The 8,813-nt window shown below is 64.2% G+C and carries 8 protein-coding genes; all 8 read right to left on the bottom strand.

Annotated features, from left to right (window positions below; genetic code table 11):
* A partial coding sequence (locus EOA27_RS11410) for a D-alanine--D-alanine ligase (protein ID WP_145970321.1) occupies positions 1-709 on the bottom strand: 709 nt, incomplete at its 3' end.
* A 469-nt stretch (positions 710-1,178) separates the two neighbouring features.
* A complete protein-coding gene (gene murB / locus EOA27_RS11405) occupies positions 1,179-2,144 on the bottom strand; it encodes a UDP-N-acetylmuramate dehydrogenase (RefSeq protein WP_127256191.1) in 966 nt (321 codons plus the stop codon).
* Positions 2,141-3,547, bottom strand: coding sequence for a UDP-N-acetylmuramate--L-alanine ligase (gene murC / locus EOA27_RS11400; RefSeq protein ID WP_126081997.1), 1,407 nt, complete (start codon positions 3,545-3,547; stop codon positions 2,141-2,143). The genes murB and murC overlap by 4 nt, the downstream gene beginning before the upstream one ends.
* A complete protein-coding gene (gene murG / locus EOA27_RS11395; RefSeq protein ID WP_126081996.1) occupies positions 3,544-4,668 on the bottom strand; it encodes an undecaprenyldiphospho-muramoylpentapeptide beta-N-acetylglucosaminyltransferase in 1,125 nt (374 codons plus the stop codon). Before murG ends, murC begins: the two co-directional genes overlap by 4 nt.
* Before the next feature lie 6 nt (positions 4,669-4,674).
* The gene (gene ftsW / locus EOA27_RS11390; RefSeq protein ID WP_126081995.1) at positions 4,675-5,826 is read right to left on the bottom strand and encodes a putative lipid II flippase FtsW; all 1,152 of its coding nucleotides are present in this window, start codon (positions 5,824-5,826) and stop codon (positions 4,675-4,677) included.
* A complete protein-coding gene (murD, locus tag EOA27_RS11385; protein ID WP_126081994.1) occupies positions 5,826-7,229 on the bottom strand; it encodes a UDP-N-acetylmuramoyl-L-alanine--D-glutamate ligase in 1,404 nt (467 codons plus the stop codon). Before murD ends, ftsW begins: the two co-directional genes overlap by 1 nt.
* An 11-nt stretch (positions 7,230-7,240) precedes the next feature.
* Positions 7,241-8,323, bottom strand: a complete 1,083-nt coding sequence (gene mraY / locus EOA27_RS11380) for a phospho-N-acetylmuramoyl-pentapeptide-transferase (RefSeq protein WP_126081993.1) — start codon at positions 8,321-8,323, stop codon at positions 7,241-7,243.
* Positions 8,324-8,349: 26 nt separating this feature from the next.
* A partial coding sequence (locus EOA27_RS11375) for a cyanophycin synthetase (RefSeq protein WP_281059408.1) occupies positions 8,350-8,813 on the bottom strand: 464 nt, incomplete at its 5' end.

Genomic DNA, 8,813 nt, shown 5'->3' with positions numbered 1-8,813 from the left:
GGGCCAGTGTCTGTATTTTTTGGTAAATATTCGGTGAAATTTTAGCAGGGATTTCGTGTTTTGATCCGCCCGGCACGTATTTTGAGTCGTAGTCGTAGAAGGAATGCCCGGTCGGAATGATCTCGCAGACGCCGAGCGCCACGTCGCCCATCACCGCGCAGGTCAATTCGCGCCCATGGATGTAGCGCTCGACCATGACGGTCTCGCCATATTGCCACTCGGTCGAGCCGATCACCTGCGGCGGATGCGACTGCCCTTCATGCACGATGACGACGCCGAAGCTCGATCCCTCATTGACCGGCTTGACCACGTAAGGCGGCTTCATCGGATGCGCATCCTTGACGGCGAAGCGATTGACCACCTTGGATTCCGCGACCGGAATGCCGGCCGCCTTGGCAACCTTCTTGGCCTGCTCCTTGTTCATGGCCAGCGCCGAAGCGAGCACGCCCGAATGAGTGTAGGGAATTGCGAGATATTCGAGAATTCCCTGGATGGTGCCGTCCTCGCCGAACGGGCCATGCAGCGCGTTGAAGGCGACGTCGGGCTTGAGCTCGGCAAGCACCGATCCAACATCGCGCGAAACATCGACGCGGGTGACCTGATAGCCTTCAGTCTCGAGCGCATCAGCACACGCCTTCCCCGAGGACAGAGACACGGGCCGCTCCGAGGAGAATCCACCGAGGAGAACAGCCACATGCTTCTTCTTCATTTCCCGTCATCCCCTCTCACGCCGGGCCTGCAACCGATATTCCCGCACCGCATTCCCGAGCATTGAGTCCGAGTCTTCCGGCAGGTTGCCCCCCAGACGGAAAACGCGGCTGAACGCGTCGAACGACTCAAATCAGGAAACGCTTCAGGGCAGAGAATCAGAGAGTTGATTCGCTGGCAAGTGCCTATGATTCCGAGAGATTCACTTTCCGCGAAAACAGCCGAGAAAAGTGTGTTGTTGAGTCTTTGCAGCAACGGTTGAGGCCGCCGCGAAGCACCGAAGTTCAAGTAGTACTTGAACTTAACGAGTTCGCTGAGGTGCGTTGAGATTCAGGTCAGGCCGAGCCGGAGTCGAAGACGGGCGCGAAGCGACCAAACAAGGTGGCATCCGAGAACCGGAGCGGAGCGTACTAAAGTACGCGCAGGAAGCCGCCGTTTGCAGGCCGGCCTCACCTGAATATCAACGCACCTCAAAGGAGTTGCCCGAGAAACTCCTGCACCTCATGACCGGGCCGGAAATTGCCGAGGCGCTTGATCTCCCAGTGCAGCCGGATGCCGGAATTCTCGAGCACGCGCGCGCGCACCGTCTCGCCAAGATATTCGAGGTCATAGCCGGTCGCGGTGCCGGTGTTGATCATGAAGTTGCAATGCATCGGCGACATCTGCGCGCCGCCGATCATCAGCCCGCGGCAGCCGGCCTTGTCGATCTCCTTCCAGGCCGAGGTGCCTTCCGGATTCTTGAAGGTAGAGCCGCCGGTTTTCTCGCGGATCGGCTGCACCGTATCGCGATGGTTCTGCACGGCATCCATCGCCGCCTTGATCGCCGCCTTGTCTTCCGGAAACCCTTCGAAGATGGCTGAGGTGAAGATCAGTCCGGCGGGCGCGGACGAGTGGCGGTAGGCATAAACCATATCGGCATTGCTGAGCGTGTGGAGATTGCCCTTGCGATCCAGCGCCGTCACCTCCACCACGCGCTCCCGCGTCTCCACACCGTTGGCGCCCGCATTCATCCTGAGCGCGCCGCCAATGGCGCCGGGGATGCCATGGTAGAAATGGAAGCCGCCGATGCCGGCTTCACACGCCACGGCGGCGACACGCTTGTCAGGGGTTGCAGCACCCGCCTTGATCGTGGTCGGTCCGGTGGCCTCGGCCTCGCCAAAGCCCTTGGCCGAGAGCCTGACGACGAAACCGGGAATGCCGCCGTCGCGCACCAGGAGATTCGAGCCGACGCCGACCACCATGACCGGCACCTCTTCCGGCACGGCGCGCAGGAAGGCGGCGAGATCTTCCTCGTCGGCCGGCTGGAACAGCGCCTCCGCCAGGCCGCCGGCGCGGAACCAGGTGATCTTGTCCATCTCGGCGTTCGGCGTGATGCGGCCGCGCAGGCCCGAAAGCTTGTCGCCGAGCTTGTCGATGAGATCCTGGCCGCGCATCATGAGGGCGTCCCGCCAAGTTCCTTGGGCAGCGCGTAAGCCCATTGCGTTATGTTGCCGGCGCCGAGGAAGACGACGAAATCGCCGGGCTTGGCGAGCTCGCGAATGGCTGGGGCGATCGCCGCCGGGCCATCGATATAGCGCGCGTCGCGATGGCCGCCAGAACGGATGCGCGCAACCAGCGCATCCGAGGTCACGCCTTCGATAGGCTCCTCGCCTGCCGCATAGACCGGCGCGACCATCACCGTATCCGCGTCGTTGAAGCAGACGGAGAATTCGTTGAACAGATCGTGCAGCCTGGTGAAGCGATGCGGTTGCGCGATGGCAATCACGCGCCCTTTGGTGGCGCTGCGCGCAGCCTTCAGCACTGCCGCGATCTCCACCGGATGATGGCCGTAATCGTCGAACACCTCGACACCGTTCCACGAGCCGGTGTGTGTGAAGCGCCGCTTGACGCCGGCGAAGGACGACAGACCTTTCTTGATCGCGTCATCCGACAGGCCGAGCTCGTGCGCGACCGCGATCGCCGCCGTCGCGTTGGAGACGTTGTGCTTGCCGGGCATAGGCAGGCGCAGGCCGGTTATCGTCGCGGTGCCGCGCCCCTTGCGGTCGCGGATCAAGACGTCGAACTCCGAGATCGCGCCCAGCATGCGATGGTTGGTGAAGCGAACATCGGCCTGCGCGTTCTCGCCATAGGTGATGACGCGGCGGTCCTCGATGCGGCCGACCAGCGCCTGCACCTCCGGATGATCGGTGCACATCACGCCGAAGCCGTAGAACGGCACGTTCTCGACGAACTGGCGGAAGGCCTCGCGCACCTTGTCGAAGCTGCCATAATGGTCGAGATGCTCAGGATCGATATTGGTGACGACGGCGATGTCGGCCGGCAGTTTCAGGAAGGTGCCGTCGCTCTCATCCGCCTCGACCACCATCCACTCGCCGTCGCCCATGCGCGCATTGGTGCCGTAGGCGTTGATGATGCCGCCGTTGATGACGGTCGGATCGAGCCCGCCGGCCTCGAGCAGCGTCGCCACCATCGAGGTGGTCGTCGTCTTGCCATGCGTGCCGCCGATGGCGACCGCCTGGCGAAAGCGCATCAATTCGGCCAGCATCTCGGCCCGGCGCACGATCGGAAGCAACTTCTCCCGCGCAGCCCTCAGTTCCGGGTTGGATTTCTTGATCGCGGTCGAAACGACGACGACTTCGGCATCGCCGAGATTCTCGGCCTTGTGGCCGACGAAGCATTCGATGCCCTTGTCGCGCAACCGCTGCACATTGGCGCCGTCGGCCTGGTCGGAACCCTGCACCTTATAGCCGAGATTGTGCAGCACCTCGGCGATGCCACTCATGCCGATGCCGCCGATGCCGATGAAATGCACAAGGCCGATCGTCTGCGGCATCTTCATGCGCGCGTCCTCCTATAGTCCGAAACCGTTTTGCCGGACGCAATAGCCTCTGTCAGATCGGCGAGCAACCGCGCCGCGTTCGGTTTCCCGGCCGAACGGGCTGCGGCGGCCATGGCCGCCAGCCGGTCCGGGTCCTGCATCAGCCCGCCGATCAGCTGCGCAATCCGTTCGGCCGACAGCGTCGACTGCGGATGGAGCTCGGCGCCGCCGGCTGCGGCAAGGGCCGCGGCATTCGCCGCCTGATCGTGGTCGAGCGCGTGCGGATAAGGAACCAGCAGCGCCGGCCGGCCGATGACCGCGATCTCCGAAACCGTGGAGGCGCCGGAGCGCGACATCACCAGATGCGCCGCCGCCATGCGCGCCGCCATGTCGGTAAAGAAGGGCGAGACCTGGACGTCGACGCCGAGCTCGGCATAAGCCGCCTTCACCCGCGCCACATCCTCCGCGCGCGCCTGCTGCGTGATCACCAGGCGCTTGCGCAGGTCTTGCGGCAACAGCGCGACCGCCGCCGGAACCGCATCGGAAAAGAACTGCGCGCCCTGGCTGCCGCCGAACACCAGCAGGCGGAACGGCTCGCCTTCGTTCGATGCCGCATAGGGCGTCTTCGCTGCCTCGAGCACCTGCGGCCTCACCGGATTGCCGGTGGTCACCGTCTTTGCGCCGTCGGCGCTCGCGCCTTCCGGCAGGAAGCCGCCGGCAATCGCGTCGACGCGGCCGGCAAGCGCCTTGTTGGCACGACCCATGACGGCGTTCTGCTCGTGGATCAGCGTCGGCACCTTGCGCCTTGTCGCCGCATAGAGCGGCGGCAGCGTCGGATAGCCGCCGAAGCCGACGACCGCCTCCGGCTTGATCCGGGCGATGATCCGGCTTGCTTCGCGCACGCCCTGCCAGATCTTCCAGAACGCCGAGACCACGGCGACCGGATTTTTCGAGCCCAGCGTCGCCGACGGGACCGCATGGATGTCGGCGGCGGGAAACTGTCCGGAATAGCGCTCGGCGCGCCGGTCGGTGGCAAGATGCACCTTCCAGCCGCGTTCGATCAGCTCATGCGCGAGCGCCTCGGCCGGAAACAGGTGTCCGCCCGTTCCGCCGGCTGCAAGCAGGATGACTCCCTTCGCCATCCCGCCTCATTCCGCCGGGATTGCGCGCTGCGCGAGGACGAAGCCCATCTGCTTGCGCTTTTCCGGACGCTTGCGCGTCAATGCCAGCACCATGCCCATCGAGACGGCGATGGCGATCTGCGAGGAGCCGCCATAGGAGATGAAGGGCAGCGTCATGCCCTTGGCGGGCATCAGCTGCAGGTTGACGCACATGTTGATTGCCGACTGCAAGCCGAAGATGGTGACGAGACCGCCCACCGCGTAGCGGGTGAAATCGTCATGCTCCTTGAGCGCGATGCTCAGGCCGCGCAGCACGATGAAGGCGAAGATCGACATGATGAAGAAGCACATGATCAGGCCGAATTCCTCGCCCGCGACCGAGAACACGAAGTCGGTATGAGCATCCGGAACAATGCGCTTGACGGTTCCCTCACCCGGCCCAACGCCGAACCAGCTGCCGTTAATCAGCGCCTCGCGGCCCATATCGACCTGAAACGTATCGCCCTCGCCGGTCAGGAACTTGTTGATGCGCAAGGCAACGTGCGGGAACACCGTATAAGCGGCGAACAGGCCACTCGCACCGGTGATGCCGAGGGCTATGATCCACAGCCACGGCAGGCCGGCCATGAAGAACATAACGCCCCAGGTGCCGGTGACCAGCATGGTCTGGCCAAGATCGGGCTGGGCGACCAGAAGAGAAACCACGAGGACCAGAAGCAGGAGGGCGAACAGATTGCCGGGGATGTCGAGCTGGCGCTTATGCTCGGCAAACAGCCAGGCGCAGATGATGACGAAGGCCGGCTTCAGGAACTCGGACGGCTGGATGGACAGGCCGGCCAGCGACACCCAACGCCGCGCGCCCTTCACCTCGACACCGACGTAGAGCACTGCCACCATCAGCACCAGCATGACACAGATCAGCACCAGCGACATGCGCCTTATCTGCCTCGCCTGCAGGAAGGAGACCGCCAGCATCACGGCGAGCGCCGGGATGGTGAAGATGATCTGCCTGGTGGCGAAGTGAAAGCTGCTGAGGCCGATGCGTTCGGCCACCGCTGGGCTGGCGGCAAAGGACAACACGATACCCAGTCCCATCAGCGACAGGAACGCCGCCAGGAACCAGCGATCGATGGTCCACCACCAGGTGGCGACAGGACTTTTGTCGAGACGGCTTTGCATCAAAGTGGCCCTCCGATGGGTTTGACACCATCAATAGCAGTCGCAGCTTGCCTGAAGGCTTCGCCGCGAACTTCGAAATTCTTGAACTGGTCGAAACTGGCGCAGGCCGGCGAAAGCAGCACCACGGCCTCGCCGCCGGCGTCGCTCGCCGCGTCATGGGCGGCATGCTCGACCGCCGCCGCCAGCGTTCCCGATATCTCGTAGGGCACGGCTTCGCCGAGCGTCGCCGCGAAGGCGGGCGCCGCCTCGCCGATCAGATAGGCCTTGGCGATGCGCGGGAAGAAGCCGCGCAACGGCTCGATGCCGCCTTCCTTGGGCAGGCCGCCGGCAATCCAGTAGATGCGGCTGGGGAAGCTTGACAGCGCGGGAGCAGCCGCGTCGGCATTGGTCGCCTTGGAATCGTTGACGAACAGCACATGGCCCTTGCGGCCGACCTGTTCCATGCGGTGCGCCAGCCCGGGAAAGCTTTCGAGCCCTGCCTGGATTTCGCCGAGCTCGAGCCCGACCTTGAGGCAGGCAACGACGGCGGCCAGCGCATTCTGCGCATTATGCTGGCCACGCAGCGAGCCGATGCCCTCGAGGAAGGCGACGCGGCTGTAGCGGCCATGCACGGCTTCCATCAGATTGGTGCCGTCGGCGAAATAGCCGTCGGTCAAAGGCAGGCGCTTGGAAATGCGGGTGACCTGCCGCCCTGCCCGCTCCAGCCGGTCGGCGATCTGGGCGCCCCAGGAATCGTCGACGCCGACGATCGCGGTGTCTGAGCCGGCGACCAGCCTTTCCTTGATCGAGGCGTAATGCGCCATCGTGCCGTGCCGGTCGAGATGATCGGGCGTCAGGTTGAGCAGGATGCCGGCGGTGGGGTTGATCGAGGGCGCGAGGTCGATCTGGTAGGAGGAGCACTCCACCACATAGTGCCGCTTCGGTTCGGGCGGATCGAGCGTCATGATGGCGCGGCCGATATTACCGCCCATCTGCGTGTCGCGTCCCGCCGACTTCAATATATGCGCCGTCAGCGCCGTCGTCGTCGATTTGCCGTTGGTGCCGGTGATCGCGATGAAGGGTGCCGCCGGCGCGCGGGCGATGCGCTCGCGGCAGAACAGCTCGATATCGCCGATCACCTCGACGCCGGCGCCGCGCGCCAGCTCCACCGTCCAATGCGGCTTCGGATGCGTCAGCGGCACCCCTGGCGACAGCACGAAGGCGGCGAAGCGCGGCCAATCGGCGGCGCGCAGATCGCCCGTCGCGATGCCCGCGGCCGCTGCCTTGGCGACACTTTCAGGATTGTCGTCCCAGGCCAGCACCTCGGCACCGCCCGCGATCAGCGCATGCGCGGTGGCAATCCCCGAGCCGCCGAGCCCGAAGAGCGAAACGCGTTTGCCTGAGAAGGAAGCGGCGGGGATCAAGCGGGCTGGTCCTATCTGAGCTTGAGGGTGGAGAGGCCGACCAGCGCCAGGATGACGGCGATGATCCAGAAGCGGATCACCACCTGGCTTTCGGTCCAGCCGAGCTTTTCGAAATGGTGATGGATCGGCGCCATCAGGAAGACGCGCTTGCCGGTCATCTTGAAATAGCCGACCTGGATGATGACCGAGAAGATCTCGACCACGAACAGGCCGCCGACAATGACCAGCACGATCTCGTGCTTGGTGGCGACGGCGATGGTGCCGATCAGGCCGCCCATCGCCAGCGAGCCGGTGTCGCCCATGAAGATCGCGGCCGGCGGGGCATTGAACCAGAGGAAGCCGAGGCCGGCGCCGATCACCGCGCCGAGCACGACGGCGAGCTCGCCGGTGCCGGGAACGAAATGGATCTGCAGATATTCGGCGAAGACCGCGTTGCCCGAGAGATAGGCGATGACGCCGAAAGACGCCGCCGCGATCATGATCGGCACGATCGCCAGGCCGTCGAGACCGTCGGTCAGATTGACCGCATTGCCGGCGCCGACGATGACGAAGCAGGAGAACGGCACGAAGAACCAGCCGAGGTTGATCAGGAACTCCTTGGCGAAAGGGAAGGTCAGGGACGACGAGAAAGGCGCCTGGCCATTATGCATGATCACCCAGGCGGCGATGGCCGCGATGACGAATTCGATCGCCAGCCTCGCCTTGCCGGAGAAGCCCAGATGCGACTGCTTGGTGACCTTGAGATAGTCGTCGTAGAAGCCGATCGAGCCGAAGCCGACGGTGACCAGCAGCACAACCCAGACATAGATCGAGGATAGATTCGCCCATAAGAGCGACGAGCCGATGATGCCGGACAGGGTCATCAGCCCGCCCATGGTCGGTGTTCCAGCCTTCTTGAAATGCGTCTGCGGGCCGTCGGCGCGGATCGGCTGGCCCTTGCCTTGCCGCAGGCGCAGCGAATTGATGATCGTCGGCCCGAAGATGAAGACGATCAGCGCCGAGGTGATCAGCGCGCCGCCGGTGCGGAAGGTGATGTAGCGGAAGACGTTGAAGAACGAGATCTTGTCCGCGAAATCGACGAGCAGTGTGAACATGGTCCTTCCGTCCCCCGGAGCCGACCTCAAGTCGGTTCAATGTTTGTGGCTTCCGCCGGAAATTTGCCGAGCAATGCCTCGACCAGCTTTGAAAAGCCGATGCCTTTCGACGATTTGACCATCACCACGTCGCCGGGCCTGAGCGCAGCGATCACGATCGGCTTCAGTTCCTCGACGCCTGCCCGGTGCTCGGTCTGGACATCGGCCGGCAAAACCTCGGCCAGCGCCTGCATTTCCGGCCCGCCGAGAAAGACATTGCGCGTGCCTGTGCCGACGATCAGTTCGGCCAGCGCCGCATGGAGCTTCGCCGAATGGCCGCCAAGCTCCAGCATGTCACCCAGCACCGCGATGCGCCGGCCCTCCCCCGAGACGGGCGTAGCGTTGAGCAGCGCCATCGCCGCCGCCATCGACGCCGGATTGGCGTTGTAGCTCTCGTCGATCAGCGTGATCGGTCCATTTGGATGGCGCAGGACATGGCGCCGGCCACGCC

It is taken from the genome of Mesorhizobium sp. M2A.F.Ca.ET.037.01.1.1 (genome assembly GCF_003998075.1).
Classification (GTDB): domain Bacteria; phylum Pseudomonadota; class Alphaproteobacteria; order Rhizobiales; family Rhizobiaceae; genus Mesorhizobium.
The sequence above is the reverse complement of the archived record's forward strand: the minus strand, read 5'-3'. Positions and strand labels throughout refer to the sequence as shown.